The 25,561-nt window shown below is 30.1% G+C and carries 29 protein-coding genes; 17 read left to right on the top strand and 12 right to left on the bottom strand.

The annotated features are described in order from the left end of the window. Nucleotides 1–38: 38 nt before the first annotated feature. The 3 genes from msrA to ACKTTV_RS09770 form a co-directional block, all read right to left on the bottom strand. The gene (msrA, locus tag ACKTTV_RS09780; RefSeq protein WP_408030657.1) at nt 39–677 is read right to left on the bottom strand and encodes a peptide-methionine (S)-S-oxide reductase MsrA; all 639 of its coding nucleotides are present in this window, start codon (nt 675–677) and stop codon (nt 39–41) included. A gap of 10 nt (nt 678–687) precedes the next feature. Further along, on the bottom strand, nt 688–3,138 hold the full coding sequence (locus ACKTTV_RS09775) for a M1 family aminopeptidase (protein WP_408030656.1): 2,451 nt from the start codon (nt 3,136–3,138) through the stop codon (nt 688–690). A gap of 229 nt (nt 3,139–3,367) precedes the next feature. After that, nucleotides 3,368–4,321: a hypothetical protein gene (locus tag ACKTTV_RS09770; protein ID WP_408030655.1), complete on the bottom strand. Its 954-nt coding sequence runs from the start codon at nt 4,319–4,321 to the stop codon at nt 3,368–3,370. Between the two features lie 498 nt (nt 4,322–4,819). On the opposite strand from ACKTTV_RS09770, the gene ACKTTV_RS09765 reads away from it, so the two are divergent. The 10 genes from ACKTTV_RS09765 (at nt 4,820) to ACKTTV_RS09720 (ending at nt 13,262) form a co-directional block, all read left to right on the top strand. Then, a complete protein-coding gene (locus ACKTTV_RS09765; RefSeq protein ID WP_408030654.1) occupies nt 4,820–5,332 on the top strand; it encodes a thioredoxin family protein in 513 nt (170 codons plus the stop codon). 49 nt (nt 5,333–5,381) lie between these two features. After that, complete coding sequence (locus ACKTTV_RS09760) at nt 5,382–6,176, top strand: TrmH family RNA methyltransferase (RefSeq protein ID WP_408030653.1); 795 nt, start codon at nt 5,382–5,384, stop codon at nt 6,174–6,176. Nucleotides 6,177–6,178: 2 nt separating this feature from the next. Next, nucleotides 6,179–6,487, top strand: coding sequence for a DUF6122 family protein (locus tag ACKTTV_RS09755; protein WP_408030652.1), 309 nt, complete (start codon nt 6,179–6,181; stop codon nt 6,485–6,487). Between the two features lie 49 nt (nt 6,488–6,536). Continuing rightward, nucleotides 6,537–7,415, top strand: coding sequence for an AraC family transcriptional regulator (locus ACKTTV_RS09750; RefSeq protein ID WP_408030651.1), 879 nt, complete (start codon nt 6,537–6,539; stop codon nt 7,413–7,415). A 139-nt stretch (nt 7,416–7,554) separates the two neighbouring features. Next, nucleotides 7,555–8,436 carry a nuclear transport factor 2 family protein gene (locus ACKTTV_RS09745; RefSeq protein WP_408030650.1) on the top strand — a complete coding sequence of 294 codons (882 nt, stop codon included), beginning with the start codon at nt 7,555–7,557 and terminating at the stop codon, nt 8,434–8,436. Between the two features lie 167 nt (nt 8,437–8,603). After that, entirely contained in the window at nt 8,604–9,836 is a 1,233-nt protein-coding gene (hutI, locus tag ACKTTV_RS09740) for an imidazolonepropionase (protein ID WP_408030649.1), read from the top strand. A gap of 5 nt (nt 9,837–9,841) precedes the next feature. Continuing rightward, the gene (locus ACKTTV_RS09735) at nt 9,842–10,849 is read left to right on the top strand and encodes a formimidoylglutamase (RefSeq protein ID WP_408030648.1); all 1,008 of its coding nucleotides are present in this window, start codon (nt 9,842–9,844) and stop codon (nt 10,847–10,849) included. A 60-nt stretch (nt 10,850–10,909) separates the two neighbouring features. Further along, nucleotides 10,910–11,188, top strand: a complete 279-nt coding sequence (locus ACKTTV_RS09730) for a putative quinol monooxygenase (protein ID WP_408030647.1) — start codon at nt 10,910–10,912, stop codon at nt 11,186–11,188. 4 nt (nt 11,189–11,192) lie between these two features. Then, nucleotides 11,193–11,981 carry a helix-turn-helix domain-containing protein gene (locus ACKTTV_RS09725; RefSeq protein ID WP_408030646.1) on the top strand — a complete coding sequence of 263 codons (789 nt, stop codon included), beginning with the start codon at nt 11,193–11,195 and terminating at the stop codon, nt 11,979–11,981. A gap of 108 nt (nt 11,982–12,089) precedes the next feature. Then, the gene (locus tag ACKTTV_RS09720) at nt 12,090–13,262 is read left to right on the top strand and encodes a hypothetical protein (RefSeq protein ID WP_408030645.1); all 1,173 of its coding nucleotides are present in this window, start codon (nt 12,090–12,092) and stop codon (nt 13,260–13,262) included. A 7-nt stretch (nt 13,263–13,269) separates the two neighbouring features. Here ACKTTV_RS09720 and ACKTTV_RS09715 read toward each other — a convergent pair whose 3' ends face one another. The 8 genes from ACKTTV_RS09715 to ACKTTV_RS09680 are packed head-to-tail and all read right to left on the bottom strand — an operon-like array spanning nt 13,270 to nt 17,378. Next, nucleotides 13,270–14,028: a LytR/AlgR family response regulator transcription factor gene (locus tag ACKTTV_RS09715; protein WP_408030644.1), complete on the bottom strand. Its 759-nt coding sequence runs from the start codon at nt 14,026–14,028 to the stop codon at nt 13,270–13,272. A gap of 15 nt (nt 14,029–14,043) precedes the next feature. Then, nucleotides 14,044–14,361: a 2TM domain-containing protein gene (locus ACKTTV_RS09710; RefSeq protein WP_408030643.1), complete on the bottom strand. Its 318-nt coding sequence runs from the start codon at nt 14,359–14,361 to the stop codon at nt 14,044–14,046. An 8-nt stretch (nt 14,362–14,369) separates the two neighbouring features. Continuing rightward, entirely contained in the window at nt 14,370–14,699 is a 330-nt protein-coding gene (locus ACKTTV_RS09705; protein WP_408030642.1) for a 2TM domain-containing protein, read from the bottom strand. Continuing rightward, nucleotides 14,689–15,000, bottom strand: coding sequence for a 2TM domain-containing protein (locus tag ACKTTV_RS09700; protein WP_408030641.1), 312 nt, complete (start codon nt 14,998–15,000; stop codon nt 14,689–14,691). Before ACKTTV_RS09700 ends, ACKTTV_RS09705 begins: the two co-directional genes overlap by 11 nt. Nucleotides 15,001–15,006: 6 nt before the next feature. Then, complete coding sequence (locus tag ACKTTV_RS09695) at nt 15,007–15,294, bottom strand: 2TM domain-containing protein (RefSeq protein WP_408030640.1); 288 nt, start codon at nt 15,292–15,294, stop codon at nt 15,007–15,009. 6 nt (nt 15,295–15,300) lie between these two features. Next, nucleotides 15,301–15,585 (bottom strand): 2TM domain-containing protein, encoded by a 285-nt coding sequence (locus ACKTTV_RS09690; RefSeq protein WP_408030639.1) that lies wholly within the window; start codon nt 15,583–15,585, stop codon nt 15,301–15,303. An 11-nt stretch (nt 15,586–15,596) separates the two neighbouring features. Continuing rightward, on the bottom strand, nt 15,597–16,955 hold the full coding sequence (locus ACKTTV_RS09685; protein WP_408030638.1) for a 2TM domain-containing protein: 1,359 nt from the start codon (nt 16,953–16,955) through the stop codon (nt 15,597–15,599). Between the two features lie 9 nt (nt 16,956–16,964). After that, nucleotides 16,965–17,378, bottom strand: coding sequence for a DUF2141 domain-containing protein (locus tag ACKTTV_RS09680; protein ID WP_408030637.1), 414 nt, complete (start codon nt 17,376–17,378; stop codon nt 16,965–16,967). A gap of 193 nt (nt 17,379–17,571) precedes the next feature. Here ACKTTV_RS09680 and ACKTTV_RS09675 point away from each other — a divergent pair, with 193 nt between their 5' ends. The 4 genes from ACKTTV_RS09675 (at nt 17,572) to ACKTTV_RS09660 (ending at nt 19,992) form a co-directional block, all read left to right on the top strand. After that, entirely contained in the window at nt 17,572–18,066 is a 495-nt protein-coding gene (locus tag ACKTTV_RS09675; RefSeq protein ID WP_408030636.1) for an RNA polymerase sigma factor, read from the top strand. Between the two features lie 7 nt (nt 18,067–18,073). Beyond that, on the top strand, nt 18,074–18,679 hold the full coding sequence (locus ACKTTV_RS09670) for a hypothetical protein (RefSeq protein ID WP_408030635.1): 606 nt from the start codon (nt 18,074–18,076) through the stop codon (nt 18,677–18,679). 157 nt (nt 18,680–18,836) lie between these two features. Continuing rightward, nucleotides 18,837–19,331 (top strand): RNA polymerase sigma factor, encoded by a 495-nt coding sequence (locus ACKTTV_RS09665; protein WP_408030634.1) that lies wholly within the window; start codon nt 18,837–18,839, stop codon nt 19,329–19,331. A 7-nt stretch (nt 19,332–19,338) separates the two neighbouring features. Beyond that, nucleotides 19,339–19,992 (top strand): hypothetical protein, encoded by a 654-nt coding sequence (locus tag ACKTTV_RS09660; protein ID WP_408030633.1) that lies wholly within the window; start codon nt 19,339–19,341, stop codon nt 19,990–19,992. 32 nt (nt 19,993–20,024) lie between these two features. Here ACKTTV_RS09660 and ACKTTV_RS09655 read toward each other — a convergent pair whose 3' ends face one another. After that, entirely contained in the window at nt 20,025–20,996 is a 972-nt protein-coding gene (locus ACKTTV_RS09655; protein ID WP_408030701.1) for a threonine aldolase family protein, read from the bottom strand. A 156-nt stretch (nt 20,997–21,152) separates the two neighbouring features. Between ACKTTV_RS09655 and prfB the strand changes: the two genes are divergently transcribed. The 3 genes from prfB to ACKTTV_RS09640 all read left to right on the top strand — a co-directional run bounded on the left by prfB (nt 21,153) and on the right by ACKTTV_RS09640 (nt 25,543). Further along, nucleotides 21,153–22,253 carry a peptide chain release factor 2 gene (prfB, locus tag ACKTTV_RS09650; RefSeq protein ID WP_408030632.1) on the top strand — a complete coding sequence of 367 codons (1,101 nt, stop codon included), beginning with the start codon at nt 21,153–21,155 and terminating at the stop codon, nt 22,251–22,253. 11 nt (nt 22,254–22,264) lie between these two features. Further along, a complete protein-coding gene (arsC, locus tag ACKTTV_RS09645; RefSeq protein WP_408030631.1) occupies nt 22,265–22,606 on the top strand; it encodes an arsenate reductase (glutaredoxin) in 342 nt (113 codons plus the stop codon). A 108-nt stretch (nt 22,607–22,714) separates the two neighbouring features. Then, nucleotides 22,715–25,543 (top strand): M16 family metallopeptidase, encoded by a 2,829-nt coding sequence (locus ACKTTV_RS09640; RefSeq protein ID WP_408030630.1) that lies wholly within the window; start codon nt 22,715–22,717, stop codon nt 25,541–25,543. The last annotated feature ends 18 nt before the right edge of the window (nt 25,544–25,561 follow it).

The raw sequence follows: 25,561 nt of genomic DNA, 5'->3' as shown, positions 1-25,561 counted from the left end.
AAATAAAAAAGCGATACTTTAGAGTATCGCTTTTTTATTTAATGACTTTCCTTTAATAAATGAGGAAATTTTCTTTTGAATTTATTTAACCTTGGAATAGAAACGTTTCTAACATAAGGGTTATTAGGGTTTAACCTTTCATAATTTTGATGATAATCCTCTGCTTTATAAAACTTTTTAAACTCCGTTACTTCAGTAGCTATCTTACCACGATACTTTTCTTTGTTTAACTTATTAATGGTATTTACTATGATGTTTTTTTCTGCTTCATTTTGATAAAAAGCAATAGACCTATATTGTGTTCCATAATCAGGATGTTGTCCATTTACAGTTGTTGGATTATGCGATCCAAAAAAAACATCAACTAGGGTTTGAAAATTTACTTTCTTAGGATTATAGTATACAGCCACCGTTTCTGCATGTCCTGTGCGCCCTGTTCCTATTTTATAATAAGTAGGATTCTTTGTTTTCCCTCCAGAATATCCCGATACTGCTTCCTCTACTCCTTTAACACTCTCAAAAATTGCTTCAACACACCAAAAACAACCACTAGCAAAATATGCTACTTTTTGTTCTTCTGCTCTTTCATCAGCTAAACCGTTCTTATCTGTTTTTGTAAAACTTAGTAATCCTATGACTACCGCTGCCGTTCCTATTAGAAGTTTAATATTATCCATAAATTATTAATTATTCTAATAATTTAGCGATTCCAGTTTTTATGATTTCAATATTCTTTAATTTATTCTCTGGAGCTTTTGTCTTTTGACGTTGTACCATTTGACGCAATAAATTGATTCCTACTTTATCAAAATTATATTGCTTGTATTGAATTCCTTTATCTACTATATCCTCTACTAAATTACCAATTGCTTTTGAGTTATTACTTTCGGCTATTTTATCGTAAGCCTTCTTATACAATGATTGTATCTTTTTATTTTGACTCAAAAACATGCCAGACATTACATTACTAGCAATAAAATTTAATTCATCATCGTCATTTTCTTCTAAATATATTCTTGTTAAAGGTGTAGCAATGATTTTTTTAACCTCCAGCGGTAATGTTTTGGATTTTTGAATAGCGAGATTCTTATCAACATAATACATTCCAACTAAAGATTTTCCTAAAACCGCATATGACTTGCTCGTCAATCCTTTTTCAAATACAGATTTAAGCTCAGGATCCGTCAACTTCCCCAAAGTTTCAATCGCTGCTGCTTGTACCAGCGTTTTCTTATCGTTCATTGCTAAAGATTTGATTTTAGCAATCACATTTTTCTTGGCATATTTATTAATGAGGTTAATATTTTCCAGAGCAAGAATTCTAATCTTGTAAAATTCATCATTTAATGCAGCAGCAATTGCCTCAAAAGCATTTCTATCATCTTGCTTTTTTGCAACCTCCAATAAAGCTTCTCTTTTATGGATATAGTTTTCTGCATGTTTTAACTGAAAAATATAATCACTCAAGACTTTATTTTCGCTTACATCACATAGTACAACACCATCAGCGTTAATTACAATCAAATTAGGCTGTTTACTGGTATAAGGTAAAGTAAATGATGCGTCTCTACCGTCAACAAATACATTATGTCTTGTCCTTTTCCCTGAGTCGAAAATATCAATAGCCAAAGGAAATTTGAACTCATTTGCCTGTGATTGAATTACATTTACTGTTACCGTTTTTCTAAGTTTATTATAATCATATGATATATCTAACTTTGGGTGACCACTGTTAAAATACCATTGATTAAAAAACCAATTCAAATCCTTCCCAGATACCTTTTCAAAAGCTAAACGCAACTGATGAGCTTCTCCTGTTCCATATTTGTTATCTGTTAAATAGGTATTCATTCCTTGATTAAAAGCCTCATCACCAAGATAATTACGAAGCATGTGTAAAATCGATCCTCCTTTATTATAACTCACCGCATCAAACATATCCTCTTTGTCATTATAGTGAAAACGAACTAAATGTTTGTCAAAGTTTTGTCCATTTTTATAAGCTTGTTGATCTTCAAACAAATGTGCATCCGCTATATCCTTTCCGTATTTATGTTCTAACCACAAGTACTCACTGTAATTTGCAAAACTCTCATTAACAGTCAAGTTACTCCAACTCTCCGCTGTTACTAAGTCTCCAAACCAATGATGAAAAGCTTCATGAGCAATAGTGTTTTCATGAGTATTCTCATCAATTAATTGCCCTGGCATTTGATACGCATGTTCACCATGGATTACCGCTGTGGTATTCTCCATTGCTCCACTTACATAATCTCTTCCTACAATTTGAGCATATTTATTCCAAGGATATTCAACACCTGTTATTTTAGAGAAAAACGCTAACATTTCGGGAGTATTCCCAAAAATATCTTTTGCAACAGGTGCATATTTCTTTTCTACATAATAATCTACTGGAATATCCTTGTATTTATCTTTTATTATCTCGTACTCTCCAATTCCCATGAAAAATAAATATGGAGCATGTTTTTGAGTAAAATTCCAATAATCTGTTCTAGTACCGTTAGCATTATTAGTTTGACTCTCCAACTTTCCATTTGATAATGTTACATATTTACTTGGAACCGTTATGTAAATTTCTTGAGAAGTTTTTTGATTCGGGCTATCTATTGTTGGAAACCAACAGCTACTAGATTCAGTTTCACCTTGCGTCCAGATTTGGGTTGGTTTGTCTATATCTAATCCATTAGGGTTAATAAAATACAACCCCTTTGCGGAAGTTATAGCGGCACTCCCCTTTTGTTTTACTTTTTCAGGTCTTGCTGTATATTTAATATACAATGTGAATTTCTCATTTCTTGAATAAACTTTAGGTAAATCAATAATCAATTCGAAATCATCGTAATTAAAATCAAGTTCCTTTCCATCTAAAGAAACCTTGTGAATTAACATAGCTTTAGCATCCAAGAAAACTTTATCTGTCGCATAAAAATAAGGCTTCATTGTTACCCATTCTTCTCCATTTAATTCTTTCTCTTTAAAATTAAAATCGACCTTTAACTTTGTATGCAGCAACTCATGTTTTTTCTCCTTCTCTGCTTTATAGGATTGTTGGGCCTGAATGAAGGTATTACTGATAATCAATAAAATAAATAGGGTAATTGTTTTCTGAAACTTCATAAATCTACTGGTAACCAATTTAAGTCTTTAGTTTATAATCATTTGTAGCTCCAAAAGTAAGAAATTCTATAGCTGGTATTGTTAATGTGCAGTTAAAAAAGTGATAGTTCTCTCTCATGTCATTTAAAAACAACCATCTACAATTGAGCTCTTAAAATCGGATTTTATAATTAAACCAATAAAAAAAGCATCCCTAAGAGGAATGCTTTTTAATTAGTTTTTCACTTATCTATTGACCTTTTTTCAAAAGTTCATTCACCAATAATTTTAGTTCCTGAATTTCTTTTTGCTGTTGATCAATTCTCAAGTTTTGCTTTTCTATTTGGTTCTTTTGAGAATTTAAGCTCTTTTCTTGATCAATTGTATAAAGAGTTAACTCTTCTATTTTTTGAAGAAGCTTGGCATCCATTTCCCCCAAATAAAATCCATTTTTTTCAACCTCTTTGGCACTTGGAATATCTTTTAGATGTCCTTTCTGTTTTATATGTTTCTCTACTTCATTAAGAGTTGGCAAGTCATAGTTTTCATAAAAAACAAAATCAGACCAATTTGGATAGGCTTCAACCTTAACTTCTCTAGCACCAATTGAACCTTCAACTGCCAATTTATGATTTCCAGTAGACAATGTTCCTAATCCCAACTTGCCTTTTAAAACCATATCATTTTCGAATGACATTTTATCTTTAGTTTCAGAATTTGCAATTACAACGGGATTAATTATTGAAAATAAAGTGGTGTCAACAGGAATCGTTGATCCTCCTTTAACTGAAATTAATAATTTATTACTTGTACTTACCAAATGATAAATTGGAAGAACCAAATCTCCATTAGCGTTAATTTCAAACTCTCCTAACTTAAATTGAGTTGATATTGGCCCAAAAATTACTGGTACCTCCGACTTTTGGTGAAAATAAGCTCCATCACCAACATTTCTCCCAATGCTATATCTTTTGGTATACTTCCCAGTTGCTAATTGATAATTATAGCCGCAAGTAATCGTAACTTCCGCCCAGCCCCAAACTCTATTCTTTCCGAAATTAATGTAGGCTACTTCATTATTAACTCCATTGGCAAAACCTGGCGAATGTATATTCCATTCGAAATTCTTTTCCTGTCCATACGATTGTATAAACACAAATAATATTAGTCCCAATAAAATTCTAGCTTTTTTTCGAAATTCCATTTTCATAATAATTTAAATTTATAACGTTCTTAATTTACCTTCTATAATGTTTCAATTGCACGTATTATTTAAAAAGCCTTAAAAGCTACAAATACAATAGACTAAATCAAGGGATCCGTTTTATGATAAAGTATTATAGCAATTTTCAACTTATTCTAATACAAAATTAGCTCTTTTACCATAAAGAAGAAAATAAAAAATTCAAACTGATATGAAGCTACTTACTTCATCATGAACAACTAAAAAATCCTATTTGTCGTTTTTTAAACATAATGTGTCGAAAAGTAATTAATCGATTTTAAGAGTTCGCTATACCTTTGTATCAATAAGTTACAGCACAACATTATTTGTAATTAATTGTTTCCACTTTTAAGAGTAATCCGACCCTTACCATCCCATTGGTAAGGGTTAGTTTTTTCACCACATTTATACCACAAAATCAAATAGTTATTTTTTTTACCTATTATTGTATAAATATTTCCCTTTAAATAATATCATATGAAACTTATTACCGCATTTTTTATTTCGCTTTTCTTTATTTTTCAAATTCAAGCGCAAGACAGTGCTGAAACCATTATGAACAAGGCCATGCAAAAGGCAAAAAAAGAAAAAAAGAACATTCTTTTAAAGTATGGAGCCTCTTGGTGTACATGGTGTAAAAAAATGGATCAAAAAATAAAGAGTCCAACATGCAAAGATTTATTTGAAAAGAATTATGTAATTGTAAATCTTACAGTTTTTGAACCTTCTAGAAATAAACACCTTGAAAATCCTGGAGCAAGTGATTTATTGGAAAAACAAAATGGAAAAACAGCTGGTCTTCCTTTTTGGGTAATTCTTGATTCTAAAGGAAAAGTATTAGAAGACTGCTTTAATTCTTCGAATCAAAATCTAGGATGTCCTAAAGCTCCTTCAGAAATTCAACAATTTATTGATAAAATTAAAAGAACGTCTAAGTTATCTCAAAAGGAACTTGAAATTATAACTGCTGAATTCAAAAGCAGACATTAGATTCATTTTTTTAGTATTAATATTTCAATCTTAATAGTATTTTTGCGCTATGAGAATAATCAATAGTGTTCAAAATCCCTTAATTAAAGATATCTTGAAACTTCAAGATAAGTCAAGAGAGAGGCGCAAAAAAGGATTTTTTATTATAGAAGGACAGAGAGAATTGTCTTTGGCCCTAAAAGGAGGTTATAAAATTGAAAGTGTTTTAATTGAACCTTCCGTTTTTTCTATAGAACAAGTGTCTCAATTCAATATTTCTAGTAAGAACATTATTGAAGTTTCGAAAGATGTTTATCAAAAAATAGCATATCGCGATTCTACAGAAGGAATTATTGCCATTGTTAAAACCAAAAATTTTGATCTTGAGTCTTTGCATTTTAACCATGAAAGTCCTCTGGTTCTAGTTTTAGAAGGGATTGAAAAACCTGGAAATATTGGTGCTATGCTTAGAACAGCTGACGCTGCAAATTTAGATGCAGTTTTTATTGCTGACCCTAAAACCGATATGTTTAATCCTAATATTATTCGATCAAGCGTAGGTTGCTTATTTACTAACCAAATTGTAGTGGGGAGTTCTGAAGAAATTTGTAGTTTTTTGCAAGAAAAACAAATCAATATCTATAGTGCTACACTTCAGAACTCAAATGAATACCACAAAAATGATTATACATTACCTACTGCTTTAGTTGTTGGTACGGAAGCAACAGGTTTAACCGAAATCTGGAGAAATAACGCTACTCAAAATATTAATATTCCTATGCAAGGAGAAATAGACTCTATGAATGTTTCGGTGGCGGCCGCAATATTGACTTTCGAAGCGAAAAGACAGCGAGAATTTAAATAAAAATGCGTTTTTTCATACACTATTTCTTACATTTTATCGCTCCGTTGGTCATTGCTTTGATCTTTTTTAAAAAAGAATGGAAAAAAGTATACCTAATTTTTCTAGCTACAATGCTTGTTGATTTAGATCATTTATTGGCTACTCCTATTTTTCAATCAAATCGATGCAGTATTAACTTTCATCCACTTCACACCTTTTATGCTATTGGCTTTTATATAATCTTATTATTCTTAAAAAGACCTTACATCTTTATTGGTTTAGGGCTTCTATTTCACATGCTAACAGATCATATCGATTGTTTATTAATGTAAATCTCTTTGTTCTCTTTTACGTACATTTACTCTATTAAATAGTAAATAATTGAAGGACGACTTAATCCATATTAAATTTAATAATAAACAAAATCCTAATTCAGGATTTGACATGATTAGAATTGAAGAGCTTTTTAAAAAAAAAGAACTTTTAGATTCTTTTAATCAGGTTCAAGTATTGGAGTTCTTCATGATTATTGTTATTCAGGAATCAGAAGGTGTACATAGTATTGATTTCAAAAAACATTCTTACCAGCCTGGAACTATTTTAACCATTAGAAAAAACCAAATACATAGGTTTCACTTAAATAAAGCCGTTAAAGGAGATTTACTTTTATTTACAGATGATTTTCTTGTATCATATTTAGAAAAGCTTGAAAGTTTAAAAACTCTTCAACTTTTCAACGAAATGTTAGGAAACCCAAAAATACAATTAACCCCAAAAGAATTAATTGAACTTAATTCCATTATACAAAGAATTAATAACGAATATTTTGGAATTAAGGACAACTATTCTCAAAGTATCATAAGAAGCGAACTTCATATCCTAATTACAAAGCTGTTTAGGTTAAAATATAAAAATGATAATACTTTATTCGACAAAAAATATTTGAACGATTTTATTTTATTTCAAAGTTTGGTAGAATCAAATGTTACCAATTTATCAAAGGTTAGTGATTATGCCAATCTAATGAATGTTTCCTCTAAAACTCTCAATAACATTAGTCGAAATATAATAAACCTTTCTGCAAAAGCTTTTATAGATGATATTTATATTACTCATATCAAACGTTTGTTGTTAAACTCTAATGAGTCTATAAAAGAAATTGCCTATTTATCTGGTTTCGAAGAAATCCCTAATTTCTACAAGTATTTTAAGCGCCACACAAACATTACTCCTGAATTGTTCAGAAAACAAAATTCTTAGATTAACACAACCTATCTTCTGGGATTACATCTAACAACTTTCCCTTTTTTACAGTCTTTTTAATTATTTATATAGCATTCAATTAATTAAAATAGAAGAATTTTGTATTAGTTTTTAAAAACAAATTAAAAGGGGACAAATGAAACAAATATCATTACTAGCATTAACCATAGTAACATCTTTTACAATTGGTTGTACTAGTTCAAAGAAAACAAACTCAATCACAAAAAAAGAAGAAAAAATGGAAACAAAAGACTTAAAAGCTTTAGCATCTCAGGCGCAAGAAGCTTTTTTTACAACATATAATCCAAAGGAAGTAAAAAAATACTTTTCTGAAAAATACATTCAACACAATCCTCACGTACCAACTGGTATTGAACCTGTATTAGGTTTTTTACCTATGCTACAAAAAGCTGGTACAACCTATAAAACACATAGAATATTCCAAGATGACAATTTCATCGTAATGCATAATACTTATGATAATGCTGAAGCGTTTGGAGCAAAAGAAATAGTAACTTTTGATGTTTACCGAATTGAAGATGGTAAAATTGCTGAGCATTGGGATGCCATAAATCCAATCGTATCTAAAACAGTGAGTGGAAGATCTCAGTTTGATGGACCGACTGAAGTGGAAGATTTAGATAAAACCGAAAGCAATAAATCATTAGTCAAAAAATTTGTTGACGATGTTCTTTTTGGCAATAATCCGACGAAAATTACTGATTATGTGAGTACAGAAAAGTATCATCAACATAACACAAGTGTTGCAGATGGTCTTGATGGTTTAAATAATGCTATTGAGTACTTAATTTCTCAAAACGATATGTTTATTTATAAGAAAACTCATAAAGTTTTAGGGGAAGGAAACTTTGTTCTTACAATGAGTGAAGGAGAATGGCATGGAAAACCTCACACATTTTACGATCTTTTCAGAATAGAAAATGATAAAATTGTTGAACATTGGGATGTTATTCAGGAAATACCAGAAAAATTAGCTCATACGAACGGAATGTTTTAAAAAATTAAAGCTTAACTCGCTTGCAGGTTGCCGTTATTCTTTGTTAGAAGAAGGCAACCTGTTTTTATTTTCAGCAGTTATAAAAATTGAATATCAAATCTCAGTTTAATTCCTCCTAATTTATTCTTTTTTAATGTAAGTTTGTCGTAACAAATACGAGACAACACATGACTACTTTATTAATTAACATAAAAGAATTAATTCAAGTAAGAAATTCAGACGTTAAAAAGGTATCTGGTAGTGAAATGAAAACCTTACCCACTATCAAAAATGCCTATTTACTTATAGAAAATGACATTATTACTGACTTTGGTTCAATGGAGAATGTTCCTCAGTCAGCTGACAAAAAAATTGATTGCTCAGGAAAAATGATTTTACCGACTTGGTGTGATTCTCATACACATATTGTTTATGCGGGTAATAGAGAACAAGAATTCGTAGACCGTATTAACGGTTTGACTTATGAAGAAATTGCAAATAATGGTGGTGGTATTTTAAACTCAGCCAAAAAGCTCCAAAGCACTTCAGAGGAAGATTTATACAAGCAATCGGCTAAAAGGTTAGAAGAAGTTATTGCCTTAGGAACTGGTGCTGTAGAAATTAAATCGGGCTATGGTTTAACTGTAGATGCTGAAATTAAGATGCTTCGAGTAATAAAAAAGCTTAAAGAGAACTATAACTTACCAATAAAAGCCACATTTTTAGGAGCACATGCATTTCCTTCTGAATTTAAAAATAATAAAGAAGGTTACATTAATTTAATTATCAACGAAATGCTTCCTAAAGTTGCTGAAGAAAACTTAGCTGAATTTGTTGATGCATTTTGTGAAACAGGATATTTCTCTGTTGACGATACTGACAGAATCTTATCTGCAGCCCAATCTTATGGACTTATTCCAAAGGTACACGTAAACCAGTTTACAACTATTGGTGGCGTTCAGGTTAGTGTAAAACATAACGCTTTATCTGTTGACCATTTGGAAATAATGAATACAGAAGATATAAACGCTTTAAAAGGTTCAGAAACAATGCCTGTAGCATTACCGTCTTGTTCTTATTTTTTGAGTATTCCTTATACACCCGCTCGTGATATTATAGAAGCTGGGTTACCATTGGCCTTGGCTACTGATTTTAATCCAGGATCTACGCCTTCTGGAAATATGAACTTTGTTGTAGCAACCGCTTGTATAAAAATGAAAATGACACCAGAAGAAGCCATAAATGCAGCTACAATTAATGGTGCCTATGCCATGAACTTATCTGATGAAGTAGGAAGTATTACAAAAGGTAAAAAAGCCAATTTCATCATTACTAAAGAGATTCCTTCATATGGTTTTATTCCATATAGTTTTGGATCTAATTTGATTGATGATGTTTACTTAAATGGTAAAAAAATATAATAATTATGCTTACTATTTTTAACCAACAAAACATAAACGATTTTACGAATCCACGTAAAGGAGAAATAAAGTTGGGCGAGTGTGTATCTGTTCTAAATACAAGAAAATCGTTAGAAGAGGGATTGGAAAACTCTGATGCTTCTTTTGTTATTTTCGGTGTTCCTGAAGATATTGGAGTTAAAATGAACGGTGGTAATGGAGGTGCTCATACCAGTTTTATTCCAGCAATTAAAGCTTTTCTTAACACACAGCAAAATCAATTTATTAAAGGAGATGATATTTTAATTTTAGGGTATTTAGATTGCTTTGATAATGTTATGGACTTTGACCCTTCTGATCGAGAAAAGGGAGATTTATTGGTAAAAAGCATTGATAAAGAGGTATCGGAACTTGTAGGTTTAATCATTAAATCGAACAAAATTCCAATTATTATTGGTGGAGGTCATAATAACGCTTATGGAAATATTAAAGGACTTTCATTAGCTAAAAACACTCCAATCAATGTTATTAATTTAGATGCTCACACTGATCTAAGACGTTTAGAAGAACGTCATAGTGGAAATGGTTTTTCATATGCTTTGGAAGAAGGCTATTTGAACAAATACTTTATGTTTGGTTTGCATGAAAATTATACTCCACAATACATTTTTGAAAAAATTCATAATAGTATAAATCTTGAGTATAATACTTTTGAGGAATTAGAAGTATCTCAGGTAACTAGTTTTAAAAATGAACTTCAACGTGCTACTAATTTTATAGAAGATAATTTCTATGGAATTGAAATAGATTTAGATTGTATTCAGTATTTTCCTAGTAGTGCCATGACACCTAGTGGTTTTACACCTCAGCAAACACGTCAATTTGTGCATCATTTCTCAAAAAATAACAAGGCTTCATACATACATATTTGTGAAGGAGCTCCTGCAGTAAAAAATGAACCGACAACAGCAGTACAAGTTGGGAAATTTATTAGCTATTTAATTTCCGATTTTATCAAGGCTAAAGAGATATAATTTATGTTCAATGTCGTTTTTTTACAATACTCATCAATTATCACTCACTATTTTTGAGTTATGAAAAAAACTATTATAGCACAAATTCAGGTAAAAGCTAACGATGTAGAAAAGTTTATAGAGCTAGCTAAACAAATGGTAAAGACAAGTAATAATGAAAAAGGGTGTATTACTTACGAGCTCTTTAATCATATAGATTCAAAGGGTAGGTTTCTTTTTTTCGAAGAATACACGAATCAAGAGGCTGTTAATTATCACAACACATCGGATCATTTTCATCAATTTCTAAGTGATGTAGGCAATATGCTCAGTAGCGAACCCATTATTACTAATTACTAATCTTATGGTAAAAACGCATTACAAACCATCAAAATATCTATCTGCATATGTAGATAGATATTTTGTTTGTAAGCAAAACATTGATCTGCCTTTAGTACTCCCTGGAACTGGTTTAGAGTTATTATTTCACTTAAAAAAAACGCTATCTATTCACCAACAGTCTTTACCTAAAGGACATATTATATGCCCGAGAACAGCACTTAAGTTTGATGATAATAAGAAGATTGAATATCTAGCCGTTCGCTTTAAAAGTGGAGCGTTCAGACATTTCACTTCAATACCATATTCTTATATTATAAATGAATATTTAAGCGTTGAAGATATTTGGGCTTCTGAAGGAAAACTTCTTTTACAAAAATTACATGATTCTGCTCTTATCGAAGAAAAAATAAGTTGCATTGAGACATTTTTATTAAAAAAGCTCTTGAAACATCATTTAAATGAAAGTATTAATTGGAATGCTAATTTACAGCTACTTTATAAACAATTTAATTCTATAAATTTTCATGAACTAGCCTTTAAATGCAATGTTAGTTATAGACAATATGAACGAAATTTTAAAGAAAAATTTGGTATTACTCCGAAAAAATTTCAAAGAATTACAAGACTCCAAAAAACTGCTAAAGAAGTTTTATTAAGTAAAACTGATTCTTACCTACCTATTGCTCTGGACAATGGATATTATGATCAGAGTCACTTTATAAAAGAGTTTAAACAGCTATCAGGCATCACACCATCCAAATACTTTGTAAAAGAAAATTTTAGCAATCATTTCTATTATAAGTCAATTTAATACCCAAATATTATTTACTTCTTTAATAACATCAACCTCTATTTATAGGAATAGTAGTATTTTAGTACTCTTGAAGTTTTGTTAATATAATACACTCTTGATTCTTAAATGAAAAAACTACTTACTATAATCTCCCTATTTATTGTTCTATATTCATATTCCCAAGAATCTATTTTTTACTCAACCAATCAACTTTCAAATAGGGTATCATCTAAATTCGGATTAGAAGTTTATAATCTTAATTTCATTAAAAACAACGAATATTTCAATTTCATTGCCGACGGTTATACTCTTTTAGGAAGTCATATTTATCCACAAATACAATATAACAACTCAATAAACACTCGATTTAAAGCTGGTGTTTTTATTCAAAAGAATTTCGGAGAAACTAAAGTTGAACATGTTATCCCTACTTTCAGTTTCCAGTACTCTAATGGAAATCATGAATTCACCATTGGTAATTTCTTTGCTGGAAATAATCATGGAACTATTGAACCGATTTTAGCTAGTGAGAAAATTCTGAGAGATGATGTCATTGAAACTGGTTTACAATATAAATACCGCTCAAAAAGATTCACTATAGATACTTGGCTTAACTGGGAAAACTACATCCGTGCTAATGATGACTTTAAAGAGGTTTTTACATTGGGAGCTTCAGCCAATATTAATGCCACAGAAAACCTAACTTTTCCTATACAATTTATTACTAGACATAAAGGAGGTCAAATCAATAAAAAAATACGAAATGAACAAAACATTATTGACATTTATGACCTGCATAATTTAGCGATAGGAACTAAATACAAGTTTGAGACAAATTCTGATCATCAATTTATATTGAGCTATTATTTTCTATTCCATACTACGAATGCTCCTTTGACAGAGCATCCTTTTTCAAGTGGAAATGCAAACTATTTTAAATTAAGATACTTGCATAAGAATTTAAATTTTATGCTTTCATATTTTAAAAGCAATAGATTTGTCACAGCTTTGGGTAATGATATGTTCAATTCTTATTCTCTTAAGGTTAATAATAATTATTGGAATGGAGAACTAGATAACAGATATCTTAACCTTCAAGAACCTAAAAGAGAGTTACTTTTTGCCAAAGTATTTTATGAAAAGCTCTTAGCTAAAAATATTTTAATAGGAGTTCAATTAGAGGGACTTTATCAACTTAACGAATCTATAGAAACCTTAGTTACGCAAGAAAGTAAAAAGAATAATTTCGATTATTCATACGGTGTTTACTTAAGGTTTAACGATTTATTTAAGCTTTAAGTATTTATTATTCTATCCAATTTTTAAAATCTTTCACGCGTTCTCTACTAACAATAATCTCTGCTTCATCATAATTATGAAGTTTTAATTGCAAACGAGAGTTTGTATAGGATACAATATCTTTGATTGAGTTGATATGTACGATATAAGTTCTATTAACTCTGAAAAATTGTTCTGGATCAAGTTGTTCATTCCAATGTTCTAATGAATTATCTATTAAATAATTTCTGTTTCCACTGGTATGAATATAAGTTGCTTTATTTTCTGAGTAAAAACACTCTATTTCATCGGAGTGAATAATTTTAATATGTTGACCAACTTTGATGGTAAACCTCTTTTTGTATTTTCTATCAATAGGATTAATTAATAGTTTTCTGATGTCATCAATATTTACCTGTATGTCGGTTTGTTTACTATTATTTTGCTCTTTAAACTTATCTACTGCAATTTTTAATTCATCATCATCAATTGGCTTTAATAAATAGTCAATAGAATTTAGTTTAAAAGCTTTTAAAGCATATTCATCATAAGCCGTTGTGAATATAATAGCAGACTTAACAGAAACTTCTTCAAATATTTCAAAAGATAAACCATCAGAAAGTTGAATATCAAGAAAAATAAGATCTGGATGAGTGTTCTGCTGAAACCAATTTATAGATTCTTCTACGGAGTGTAACATTTTTGTTACCTCTAAATCTAATTCGGCTAACATGCGTTGAAGTCTTCTTGCTGCAGGTTTTTCGTCTTCTATAACTACTATATTCATTATTGAATTGTCTATTTATTCTTTGTTAATTAATTCTTTAATTTTTCTTTCTTCCCAATCCTTGCCTAAAAATCGTCTGATTCCAAATACCCTAAATGCATCTATGAGTAAAACCACACCCCATATTCCCCATAAAGAATAATATTCAAAACCATTTTCGGTAAATTTATTACTAATCTTGAGATCTCCATAAATTTTAATAACAATATTAAAATAGTTTGACAAAAAGGTGAAAACTACATTTATAATGAGATACACAAACAAGTGCTGGTAGAACTCTTTAAGTTCTCTTACTCGTTCTTGAGCTTTAATTTTTATTTTATCTACTTCCATGACTTTAGTTAATCATCCATATATTCTTTAATCTTACGCTCTTCCCAGTTTTTCCCTAGTAAAAGGTTAAATCCAAATACTTTGAATGTATGAAAAGCTATACCTATTCCCCAGAAAACCCAAACAGCAAAAGTATTAAAGTCAAAAAATGCTTCTGAAAATGTTTCTCCATTACTCATGTTTCTCATTATTTTGTTTGCACTTATAAAAATGTTCACAATAATATATACGACTAAATGAGTGTAATATTTTTTTATTTCATCAACCCTACCCTTCGCTCTTAAGTATTTTTCTTGTTGTTCTTTATTATCTATTTCCATAATAATATCACTTATCATTCATAAATTCTTTAATTTTTCGCTCTTCCCAATTTTTATTAAAAATAAAATTAGACCCGAAAACACTTAACCAATGAAAGAATAATCCTATTCCCCAAAATATCCAAGTTGAGTATACTCCAAAATTATTAATAGCTTCTTTAAATGAACCTCCATCTGAAGTAATTCCGATGATTATTATCGCTGAGATAAAAATATTTACCAATACATACGATACGGCGTGCCAATAAAATCCTTTAATCTTTTCTACTCTCTTCTTTGCTAAAAGGTATTTATGCTCTTTTGAATAATCTTTCTCCATAATTATTTATTTATTTTTTTCTAAATATTCTTTAATCTTACGATCTTCCCAGTCTTTACCTAAACCTATTATATTCGCTCCAAAAACTCCTAACCAATGAAAAAATGTAGCGAGAACAATTCCTATTACTGCAAACCAAAACCAATGATAATGAGGTGAAAAAATTAAGTTTACGACTATGATTATGGCTAACGATACAATGTTTACAACAACATGTACATAAAACGCTTTTATCTGTTTAATTCTTTTTTTAGCATCTAAGTATTTCTTTTCTTCAATATATTTACTTTCCATGATTTCTTAATTTTCGTCCAAATATTCTTTAATTTTTCGCTCTTCCCAATCTTTACCAAATCCAAATTTTTCAGTACCAAATACACCGAACCAATGAAAGAAAAGACCTAATAACATTCCTAACATAGGAAACCAAAACCAATGGTATTGTGGAACAAATTTCAAATTGATAAAGGTTAACACTGGTATAAGAATTATTGTTACAATTGTATGAATGTAAAACCCTTTTATTTTCTCTACTCTTTTTTTGGCTTTTAAATATTTGTATTCTTCGATTTCTGTATTTCTCATGATTATTTTAATTAAAGTTTACGTTTTTTCTCTTCGTCCATTAACTCCTTAATTTTTCTTTCCTCCCAGTTTTTTCCAAGGAACAAACTATAGTTGTTAACTTCTAAATAATGAAACAATAACCCTATACCCCAACCTAACATTGGAAACCAAAACCATTGAAATTGTGGCGAGAACCTAAAATTGATAAAAATTAAAAACGGGATCACTAAACAATATGATACTAAATTTTGATAAAACTCCTTTAATTTCTCAACTCTTTCAACTGCCTTTACATATTTACTATTTCCTAAATTTTCGGTACTTACATTCATGTTCTGTGTATTTTTTAACAGTGGTAAACTCACTGTAAATATTTTATTATTATTACTAATTTTTACATTTTTATCGGTTATTAAACCGTATCGGTCTGCTATATTTCTTAAACCGACTTTTGTGCTTTTTCCTATAGCTTCTTTTGGATTGATATTATTACTTATTTGTAAAAAACCATCTTCCTCATAAATTTTTACTTCTAAAGGTTTGTTAGAAGAAACAACATTGTGTTTAACTGCATTTTCAAGTAGTAACTGTAATGACAATGGAACTATTTTCAAATCAGGATTACTAACCTCTGTTGGAATATCAAACTTTACAGCATCTTCAAATCGCATTTGCAGTAATTCCATATACGTTCTTGCAAACTTTAACTCTTCCTGAATTGGTACTAACTCTTTACTTCTTTGCTCTAAAACATATCTATATACTTTGGATAATTTCGTTGTAAACTTTTCGGCTTGATAAGGGTTTTCTCCTATTAGTGATGTTAGCACGTTTAAGCTATTGAATAAGAAATGAGGGTCAATTTGATTTTTTAATGTTTCAAATTTTGCTGTTTCCGTTTTTGCTACAATCTGTTGCTGGGTAGTTTCTTTGGTTGCCTCTTTTTTCCATTCCATCATAAAGCCTCTTGCATGTAAAAATGATGCCACCCCAAGAGAAATATTAATCGCGAATAAATGAATCCACATAAACTTCTCTTTAAAAAAACCTTCAATATTATTTCCCAGTATCAATACATAAATAACATAATGAATAAATAGTACAGCTATTACTGTATAAATTATTGTAGCTATAATACCTGCTGTTACTCGTTTATTTGTTTCAGTTACCCAACTCCATTGAATAGATAAATAATCATTGATTATTCCATTCCCCATTCCTAAGATGAAAGAATACAACCCTGAGAATAAAAACACTATTCCCATACCTTTGATAGAAAACTCCTGATTGATTACAATAAAAATAACTGCAAACAGTAGTGTCATTTTCAAGCAAACCCATAAATCACTTTTTAAACGTTCTTTCCAAGTAGTATTCTTTACCTCCATATTCTATTATTAAAATCTAATTTCTAAAGATACATTTTTATCAGCCACTACAAACTTGGCATCATCATATCTCGGAGGCCCAAAATTCATCACATTGTTAGTAGCTCCGTAATCTTCCATAGGCATTCCATTGGCTTCAAAATCCATCTTTTCATTGCTATTTTTGTCATGGTAACAAATAACAGCATACTCTCCAGAAGGTATGTTTTCAAAAACTACAGTGCTCTTTCCTTTTGTTATTCCAGCTGTTTTTCCTTGAATAGGTTGTTTCATATAACTAGCTTTATCATACAAAGCAAAATTTACAGTTCCTTTATCTGAAGTAGCATTTACAACTGTAATTTCAATTGATTGATTTTGAGCAGACGCAACCTTAACAATCATCAAGGTTATAACTAGTGTTACATTTAATATAAATTTCATTTTTAATAGTATTTAAGATTAATTACACAGCAAATATCAGGAGAGAATCTCCCTTTATAAACTAAATGATACCGAACTGTAATTTTTTTAAGCTGAATTGTAGTCTGTGAGAAAAATTGAAAAAAACATTAATGAGAATGTAACAATTAGTCTTTTTTAGCTACTTATAATCATCGAAAAATAACCGAACTTAGTGCAGAAAGAACTTGAAAATAATTTTTTAGCTGATTTTGAAAAAAATCAAAATATTGTGCACAAAGTTTGTAGAATTTACACTACAAACCCCGATGCTCATAATGATTTATTCCAAGAAATAACAATTCAGTTATGGAAAAATTACAGCAAATTTAGAGGTGACGCAAAGTTCAGTACATGGATGTATAGAGTAGCTTTGAATACGGCTATTTCTTTATATAGAAAATCAACAAGAGCGGTTAAAACCCAAGATATTAGCGAGGTTGCATTTAAAATACAAGCTCATGATTATGATGATACTGAAGAACAACAGTTAAAACAGCTATATAAAGCTATTCATAAATTAAACGATATTGATAAGGCTCTTATCTTTTTGTATTTAGAAGACAAACCCTATAAGGAAATTTCAAACACTCTAGGTATTAGTGAAGTAAATGCCAGGGTAAAAATGAATAGAGCTAAAGATAAATTAAAAAAAATATTGACCCCCTAAGAGTTATATGGATTCATTAGATAAATATAAAAAAGCTTGGAACGAGCAACCTGAAGAAACTCGTAAAGTTTCGAAAGCAGATATTTATAAAATGTCACGCTCAAAATCTTCATCAATTGTAAAATGGATTTTTATAATTGGTATTTTAGAATTTTTACTACCATTTAGTACTTACCTTTTCTGGGACTTCGATGAGATATATCAAGGCTACGAAGAGTTTGGAATGCAAAATTTTGTTATGTATTCTCAAATAGTAATGTATCCTATAGTTTTAGTTTTTATTTTCTTTTTTTACAAAAACTATAAAAACATAAAAACCACTGATTCTACTTCTGAATTAATGAATAAAATATTAAAAACAAGAAAAACTGTTAAATATTATATTTTAACTAATCTTGGTTATGCTTGTGTATTGTTTATTGTAATTATCATTTCTGCAATACAATCTCACCCAGAATTTAAGGGTATGGCACTTGTCGTTTTTATAGTTACATTAATAATTGTTTGCTCTTTGCTTATAGGTGTATTTTGGTTAATATATCAGTTGCTCTATGGAATTCTTCTAAAAAAGCTGAATAAAAATTATAAAATCCTAAAAGAAATAGAAAAATAAAAAGTGACCTATTTTTTTAGTTTTTTTAGAACTAAAATATCCCCATCTTAAGTATGAAGACTCTGGTATCTTCGAGAAAAATGAAAAAAAGCATTGATATAACGTAACGTTTCATATTTTTGAGCTACTTATAATCATCAAAACATAACTGAACTTAGTGCAGAAGGAACTTGAAAATAATTTTTTGGCTGATTTTGAAAATAATCAAAACATTGTGCACAAAGTTTGTAGAATCTATACTACAAACCCCGACGCTCATAATGATTTATTCCAAGAAATAACAATTCAGTTATGGAAAAATTACAGCAAGTTTAGAGGCGATGCAAAGTTCAGTACATGGATGTATAGAGTAGCTTTAAATACGGCTATCTCGTTATATAGAAAATCAACAAGAGCTGTTAAAACTCAAGATATTAGTGAGGTTGCATTTAAAATACAAGCTCATGATTATGATGATACCGAAGAACAACAGCTGAAACAACTATATAAAGCTATTCATAAATTAAATGATATTGATAAAGCGCTTATCTTTTTATACCTAGAAGATAAACCATATAAGGAAATTTCGAGCACCTTGGGGATTAGTGAAGTAAATGCCAGGGTAAAAATGAATAGAGCTAAAGATAAATTAAAAAAAATATTGACCCCGTAAGAATTATATGGATTCATTAGATAAATATAAAAAAGCTTGGGACAAGCAACCTGAAGAGGCTAATAAAGTTTCGAAAGCAGATATTTATAAAATGTCGCGCTCAAAATCTTCGTCAATTGTAAAATGGATTTTTATAATTGGTATTTTAGAACTTTTATTTTGGGCTGGACTAAATCTTTCTTTCGTAGGAAGTTCGTATACAGAATTATACGAAACGCTACATATAGAAGCTTTTATTTACTCAAGTGTTTACCTTCATTACTTTGTAATTACTGTATTCTTGGTTTTATTTTATAAAAATTATAAATCAATTTCCATTTCAGATAATACAAAAACGCTTATACAAAAAATTCTGAGTACTAGAAAAGTAGTAAAGTATTATGTTTACTTTAACCTAATATTCGCTATAGCTATTAATATAATTTTCTTATTCTTACTTTTTAGTGATGTTGATTTATTAATAGAATATTATAATACACATGGTATTGAGACACCCGATAATAAGGAAACCTTCATTACCTCGCTAATGATAAGCTTATGCATTGCTATTGTCATTATGTTTTTATTATTATGGGGCTTTTATAAATTAATATATGGTCGATTGTTGAATAAGCTAAATAAAAATTATAAAGAACTCATCAAACTTGAGAATGCTAAATAAAAAAGAGAAGTTTAAACTTCTCTTTTTTATCATTAGTATTCTTTTAATTCTTTTATTAATTGTTCCAACATATTATCTGTAAAATCTAAATGAGTAACTATTCTCAATTTACCTTCTCCCATTGAAATCATAAGAACTCCCTTTGACTCCATTTTGGATATAAAGTCATTGGCATCTATTCCATCCTGAACATAAAAAATAACAATATTCGTCTCAATGGGTTCTATTTTCTTCACATATGAACAAGAATTTAAAACCTCTCCTATTGCTTTAGCTTTTGCATGGTCATCTTTTAACCGTTCTATATTATTCTCTAAAGCATATATACCAGCCGCAGCCAAGTAACCAGCTTGTCTCATGCCTCCTCCAAATAACTTACGAACTCTCAAGGCCTTCTCCATATCTTTTTTACTTCCTAACAAAATGGAACCAACTGGTGCTCCCAAACCTTTCGATAAGCATATTGATATGGTATCAAATAACTCACCATATTGCTTTGGAGTTTCATCTTTAGCTACTAAAGCATTAAATAAACGCGCACCATCAAGGTGATAACCTAATTCGTTTGACTTTGCTACTTTATAAATCTTTTTTAATTCATTAAAATCCCAGCAAGCTCCTCCTCCTTTATTTGTCGTATTCTCTATACATACCAATCTATTAAAAGGTGTATGAATATCATTTCTACCTGTAACCAAACTAGCCAACTGATCAGCTGTAAACATCCCTCTATTTCCATCAATTAAACAAGAAGTTACGCCAGCATTAAACGCAGCACCTCCTCCTTCATAATTATAAACATGAGCCCATTTATCACAAAACATTCTATCGCCAGGTTGCGTATGTATTTTAATAGCAGCTTGATTTGCCATAGTTCCAGAGGGAAAGAATAAAGCATCTTCCATTCCAAACATATCGGCAGCCTTCTGTTGAAGTGCGTTCACTGTAGGATCTGACTTAAAAACGTCATCACCAACCTGAGCTGACATCATAACCTCCAACATTTCTTTAGTTGGTCTTGTAACCGTATCACTTATTAAATTGATTTTCCCCAAAACTGTACCTCTTTTTAGTTGATTTGATAAAGTTAAAAAATTGTCTCAGTTATTTTAATCTCTTCTCACTCCAATCTTAAATTTTAACTTATTTTTGTTGTAATTATGATTACACAAGAACAATTAAAAGATATATCAAATAGAGTTGAGAAGCTTAAAGACTATTTAGATATAGAAAAAAAATTAATTGAAATTTCTAACGAAGAAGAAAAAACAGCTGATCCTAATTTTTGGAATCAACCAAAAGAAGCTGAAATCCTAATGAAATCACTTCGTTTGAAGAAAAAATGGGTTGAAGATTATAATACTATGGTCTCTCTTAATGAAGATCTTCAGGTACTATATGATTTCTATAAAGAAGGTGATGTTGAAGAAGATGAACTATCTGGACACCATGAAAAAACGATAAACACTCTAGAAGACATTGAATTTAAAAACATGCTTTCTGAAGAAGGAGATAACCTAAGTGCCGTAATTCAAATTACGGCTGGTGCTGGTGGAACAGAAAGCTGTGATTGGACTGAGATGTTGATGCGTATGTATACAATGTGGGCAGAAAAACAGGGATATAAAATAAAAACATTAAACTATCAAGAAGGAGATGTAGCCGGTATAAAGACCGTTACTCTAGAGCTAGAGGGCGATTATGCCTTTGGTTGGCTTAAAGGTGAAAATGGTGTACATCGTTTGGTTAGAATATCTCCATTCGATAGTAACGCAAAACGTCATACTTCTTTTTCTTCTGTTTATGTGTATCCTGTGGCTGATGATTCAATCGAAATAGATATTAACCCTGCTGATATTGAAATAACGACAGCTCGATCGAGTGGCGCTGGTGGGCAAAATGTTAATAAAGTTGAAACCAAAGTTCAGCTTCATCACAAGCCTACTGGAATACAAATACAATGTTCTATTTCTCGTTCTCAACATGACAACAGAGCCACCGCAATGCAAATGTTAAAGTCTCAATTATATGAGATAGAACTTCAAAAACGTTTAGCAGCTCGTGCCGATATCGAAGCCAATAAATTGAAGAACGAATGGGGTAGTCAAATTCGTAATTATGTTATGCATCCATATAAATTAGTTAAAGATGTAAGGACTGCACATGAAACAGGAAACGTTGATGCTGTTATGAATGGAGACATCAATCCTTTTTTAAAGTCATATTTAATGACTATGGGGCAAAAAGATAAAGATCTATAAAACTTATTAGTATGATAAAAATATATCACAACAATAGATGTAGTAAATCTCGTTCGGGAGTTGCTATTCTCGAAGACTCTGGAAAAAAGTTCGAAATTGTTAAATATTTGGACAATGTTCCTACTGTTGAAGAACTTTCTGAAATAATCAATTTACTCAACATAACTCCTATTGAATTAGTGAGAAAAAATGAGAAAATATGGAAAGAAAACTTCAAAGGGAAAGAGCTTTCAGATGTAGACATCATAAAAGCTATGGTAGAAAACCCTAAACTAATTGAACGACCTATAGTTATAAATGGAGATAAAGCCATTATTGGACGACCTCCAGAAGATATCACAAAAATATTATAAAAAAAGCTCTCTTAATTGAGAGTTTTTTTTGTGCTTTGTTTAACAGTTTATCACTATCTACGGCATATGTTTTGCACAATTAATGGAAACTTTTAAAACCATTAATTTATGCGAAAAAAACTACTATTTTTATTCTTGTGTTGTGTAACACTCTCATTCGTAAAAGCTCAAAGTAAAACACCCTCTCAAGAAATATTTCCTTCTACCAGTTCTCATAAAATACCCAATGATCCTTCCGTCAAAATAGGTAAACTATCAAATGGATTAACCTACTACATTAAGCAAAACGAAATTCCCGAAAATAAGTTAGAATTACGTTTAGTGGTTAAAGCGGGTTCTATATTAGAAGATGATGATCAATTAGGAGTAGCTCATTTTTTAGAACATATGCTCTTTAATGGAACCAAAAACTTTAAAAAAAATGAACTTATTAGTTATTTGGAGTCAATTGGAGTAGGCTTTGGATCACATCTCAATGCCGAAACTGGTTTTGACGAAACCTCATATATTTTGCCAATTCCAAGTGATGATGAAGTTAAATTAGAAAAAGGTTTTCAAATTCTAGAAGATTGGGCGCACAATGCTTTACTAACAGATGAGGATATTAATGAAGAACGTGGCGTTATTCTACAAGAATATCGTGGGAAACAAGAAGCGGGTTATAAAGAATTAGTTAAAACTCTTCCTTTTACATTGTACGGCACAAACTACTCAAATCGCCTTCCAATTGGCACAGAAGAAAGTATTAAAACCTTTAAGCCAGAAAGTTTACGTCGTTTTTATAAAGATTGGTATCGTCCAGATTTAATGGCTGTTATCGCTGTTGGTGATGCCGATGTTAAAACAATAGAACAAAAAATAAAATCGCATTTTGAAAAAATACCGCTAGTTAAAAATCCAAGAAAAAAACTTATTACTCCACTTAAAAATCATGAAGAAACCTTAATTTCTATACAAACTGATAAAGAATTAAGTCATTCAAAGGTTCAATTATACTATAAAAACATTAATACAATTCCTGCTAATACAGAAGCTGAGTATCAACATAATATTTTTAAAATCTTAGTAACCAGAATGATAAACAACAGGTTACAGGAATTAGCTCAGAGTAAAAACGCCCCTTATATCAACGCTTCGATCGGCTTTGAAGATTTATGTAAGGAAAAAGATTTTTATTCTTTAATAGCTTCAACCGCTCCCAATACTCAATTAATAGCTCTAAAGGTTTTACTAGAAGAAAAAGAAAAAGCAAAAAGGTTTGGGTTTAATCATAATGAGTTTGAACGTGTTAAAAACAGTTATTTTAAATCTGTCGAGTCCATTTATAACAACAAAGATAAAATCGCTTCTGAGTACCATGCTAATAATATAAAAAACAGTTTTCTAAATAAAAAAGCTGTAATAAATATTTCTTGGGAATATGATGTTCTTAAAGAATTACTTCCCTCAATTTCCTTAGAGCACATAAATACATTTGTTAGACAACATTTCAATGATGATAACAGAGTTGTTTTAATATCTGGACCAGATGTAACCATTACCAAATCAGAGGTAAAAAAAGCGCTTCAAGAATTAAAAACTAAAGTTCTTATTCCTTATAGGGATGAATCAATAGCTAGTTCTCTAATGACTGACATACCTGAACCGGGTCAAATTATTGATACGGCTAAAGATAGTATTTTAGGAACTACCACGTTTACTCTTGAAAATGGTGCCAAGGTAACCTACAAAAAGACAAATTATAAAAATGATCAGGTCCTTTTCCATGCATTTCGATTTGGAGGAACCTCAAAATATTCAATGGAAAATTTTGAAGCTACTAAAATTGCATATGATATAATGGTAGACAATAACTATGGTATCGGCTTAAATGGCTACACTAAAACTGAAATGATAAAAATTTTAACTGACAAAAATTGTAGCGTTTCTCCTTTTATTAATAAATACAATCTGGGATTTAATGGTGGTAGCACAACAAAAGATCTAGAAGAACTATTTAAAATGATTCATTTGTACTTTACTACTCCATTTAAAGATAAAAAAAGTTATCAGTTAGCTTTTGACAAGTATAGAAGCTTGGTAAGTACTAGTCTTAACAACCCTGATAATTACTTTCAAATGGAACTAGAGAATTTTTTATCTAAGGGAAATTATAAAAATATAAACTCACCTTATATAAACGATTTCGAAAAAGCGGACTATGATTTAGCTTTCAAAAAATATCAAGAAAGTTTTAACAACCCTAGTAACTTTAATTTCTACTTTGTAGGAAGTATAGACGAAATATTAATTCAGCAATACATTAAAAACTACATTGCTAGTATCGGAGGTAAACGTGGAAATGAATTCTATAAAAGTGAAAATTTCAGACCGCTATCAGGTTCTCATAAAAAAATACTATTCAAAGGGTCACAACCAAATAGTACAGTTTATATGAAATACCAAGGTGAAAATAAGTATAATAAAAAAGAAGCCATTGCATTTAAACTTCTTGGAGATATTATTTCAATAAAATTGAATGAAAGCCTAAGAGAAAAAGAAGCTGATACCTACTCTCCTTCAGCTGGCGGATATATTCAAAAATTCCCTTATGGATGGTATGAACTTAATATAGGTTTTTCTTGTAATCCTGATAAAGTAGATAAACTAAAAGCTATTGTTGAAAAACAAATCAGTATTCTTATTACCAACGGTCCTTCTGAAGAAGTATTAATGAAAGTAAGAAATATTCTTTTAGCAAACTATAAAGAACAAAGTAAACTAAATGAATATTGGCTTGAGCAAATAGTTAATGTTGATTTATTGAAAAATGAACCAAAGGATGTATTCACCTTTGAAAAAAGGTTAAATGAAATAACAACGAAGGATATTCAAAACATTGCCAAAAAATACTTAACCAATGGTTATATTTTAGGAGTATTAAATCCTGAGAAATAATAAAATCATAGAATATAA

Origin of the sequence: Tenacibaculum xiamenense, from assembly GCF_964513065.1 — a bacterium.
In the GTDB taxonomy this organism is placed as follows: Bacteria; Bacteroidota; Bacteroidia; order Flavobacteriales; family Flavobacteriaceae; genus Polaribacter; species Polaribacter xiamenense.
Note: the sequence above shows the minus strand (reverse complement) of the source record. Positions and strands in the feature narration are given on the sequence as shown.

Coding starts and splice junctions, on each gene's coding strand:
- ACKTTV_RS09700 (WP_408030641.1), bottom strand. CDS start 15,000: ATGGAGAAAGATTATTCAAAAGAGCATAAATACCTTTTAGCAAAGAAG.
- ACKTTV_RS09710 (WP_408030643.1), bottom strand. CDS start 14,361: ATGGAAGTAGATAAAATAAAAATTAAAGCTCAAGAACGAGTAAGAGAA.
- arsC (WP_408030631.1), top strand. CDS start 22,265: ATGATAAAAATATATCACAACAATAGATGTAGTAAATCTCGTTCGGGA.
- ACKTTV_RS09715 (WP_408030644.1), bottom strand. CDS start 14,028: ATGAATATAGTAGTTATAGAAGACGAAAAACCTGCAGCAAGAAGACTT.
- ACKTTV_RS09655 (WP_408030701.1), bottom strand. CDS start 20,996: ATGTTGGAGGTTATGATGTCAGCTCAGGTTGGTGATGACGTTTTTAAG.
- ACKTTV_RS09755 (WP_408030652.1), top strand. CDS start 6,179: ATGCGTTTTTTCATACACTATTTCTTACATTTTATCGCTCCGTTGGTC.
- ACKTTV_RS09660 (WP_408030633.1), top strand. CDS start 19,339: ATGGATTCATTAGATAAATATAAAAAAGCTTGGGACAAGCAACCTGAA.
- ACKTTV_RS09770 (WP_408030655.1), bottom strand. CDS start 4,321: ATGGAATTTCGAAAAAAAGCTAGAATTTTATTGGGACTAATATTATTT.
- prfB (WP_408030632.1), top strand. CDS start 21,153: ATGATTACACAAGAACAATTAAAAGATATATCAAATAGAGTTGAGAAG.
- ACKTTV_RS09765 (WP_408030654.1), top strand. CDS start 4,820: ATGAAACTTATTACCGCATTTTTTATTTCGCTTTTCTTTATTTTTCAA.
- ACKTTV_RS09705 (WP_408030642.1), bottom strand. CDS start 14,699: ATGATAAGTGATATTATTATGGAAATAGATAATAAAGAACAACAAGAA.
- ACKTTV_RS09730 (WP_408030647.1), top strand. CDS start 10,910: ATGAAAAAAACTATTATAGCACAAATTCAGGTAAAAGCTAACGATGTA.
- ACKTTV_RS09720 (WP_408030645.1), top strand. CDS start 12,090: ATGAAAAAACTACTTACTATAATCTCCCTATTTATTGTTCTATATTCA.
- ACKTTV_RS09670 (WP_408030635.1), top strand. CDS start 18,074: ATGGATTCATTAGATAAATATAAAAAAGCTTGGAACGAGCAACCTGAA.
- ACKTTV_RS09680 (WP_408030637.1), bottom strand. CDS start 17,378: ATGAAATTTATATTAAATGTAACACTAGTTATAACCTTGATGATTGTT.
- ACKTTV_RS09640 (WP_408030630.1), top strand. CDS start 22,715: ATGCGAAAAAAACTACTATTTTTATTCTTGTGTTGTGTAACACTCTCA.
- hutI (WP_408030649.1), top strand. CDS start 8,604: ATGACTACTTTATTAATTAACATAAAAGAATTAATTCAAGTAAGAAAT.
- ACKTTV_RS09685 (WP_408030638.1), bottom strand. CDS start 16,955: ATGGAGGTAAAGAATACTACTTGGAAAGAACGTTTAAAAAGTGATTTA.
- ACKTTV_RS09745 (WP_408030650.1), top strand. CDS start 7,555: ATGAAACAAATATCATTACTAGCATTAACCATAGTAACATCTTTTACA.
- ACKTTV_RS09775 (WP_408030656.1), bottom strand. CDS start 3,138: ATGAAGTTTCAGAAAACAATTACCCTATTTATTTTATTGATTATCAGT.
- ACKTTV_RS09690 (WP_408030639.1), bottom strand. CDS start 15,585: ATGAGAAATACAGAAATCGAAGAATACAAATATTTAAAAGCCAAAAAA.
- ACKTTV_RS09735 (WP_408030648.1), top strand. CDS start 9,842: ATGCTTACTATTTTTAACCAACAAAACATAAACGATTTTACGAATCCA.
- ACKTTV_RS09725 (WP_408030646.1), top strand. CDS start 11,193: ATGGTAAAAACGCATTACAAACCATCAAAATATCTATCTGCATATGTA.
- msrA (WP_408030657.1), bottom strand. CDS start 677: ATGGATAATATTAAACTTCTAATAGGAACGGCAGCGGTAGTCATAGGA.
- ACKTTV_RS09695 (WP_408030640.1), bottom strand. CDS start 15,294: ATGGAAAGTAAATATATTGAAGAAAAGAAATACTTAGATGCTAAAAAA.
- ACKTTV_RS09760 (WP_408030653.1), top strand. CDS start 5,382: ATGAGAATAATCAATAGTGTTCAAAATCCCTTAATTAAAGATATCTTG.